1 protein-coding gene is annotated in these 597 nt (G+C 57.3%); it reads right to left on the bottom strand.

Annotated elements, in window-relative coordinates; all coding sequences use genetic code 11:
- Nucleotides 1-66 precede the first annotated feature (66 nt).
- Nucleotides 67-579 carry a transposase gene (locus MJ257_RS24635; RefSeq protein WP_240271805.1) on the bottom strand — a complete coding sequence of 171 codons (513 nt, stop codon included), beginning with the start codon at nucleotides 577-579 and terminating at the stop codon, nucleotides 67-69.
- Nucleotides 580-597 lie beyond the last annotated feature (18 nt).

Consider the following 597-nt stretch of genomic DNA (forward strand, 5'->3'; position numbering starts at 1 on the left):
CGCCACACGGCGAGTGTGGGGGTGCAGGGGGCAAGGTCCCCTGCGTCCTTCATCATCGAAAAGCTGTTAGGATGCGGCGGGCTGTTCCACGGTTCGGGCAACAGCCCATACAAACCCAATCAGTTCCCTGGCCACCGCACCGACGGCCACATTCTTGTGTTTGTTCTTTCCAAACACAAGATGGCGGTATTTGGAATGCAGTCTTTCTTGGGCCTTCCAGGACAACAGTTGTACGTCGGCCGGCATGCCATCTAGTCGTTTGGCGAGATCGCCCTTCACGGCAGGACGATGACGGTAACTCCAAGCGGACTCCACTAAAGTCCGGCGCAAGCGGCCGTTTCCGGCTTTGGTCATGCTGCCTCGACGAGTACTTAGGCCCGTGGAATACTCACGAGGGACCAGTCCCAAGTACGCCATCAGTTGGGCTGGGGAGCGAAAACGCGCAAAGGTTCCGATTTCAGCCGCAAGGGTGATGGCTGTGAGCAATCCAATCCCGCGTAAGGACTGAAGAACTTGAATTAGCGAAGCCTTGGAGCCGGTCGCCGCTTGCTCTACCAGTGCTTTTTCTAGGCGACCCATGCGCTGCTCGATCTCATT

This window comes from Paenibacillus timonensis (assembly GCF_022427145.1).
Classification (GTDB): domain Bacteria; phylum Bacillota; class Bacilli; order Paenibacillales; family Paenibacillaceae; genus Fontibacillus; species Fontibacillus timonensis.

Excerpts from the sequence above, each read along its gene's own strand:
- MJ257_RS24635 (WP_240271805.1), bottom strand. The coding sequence starts at position 579 with ATGGGTCGCCTAGAAAAAGCACTGGTAGAGCAAGCGGCGACCGGCTCC.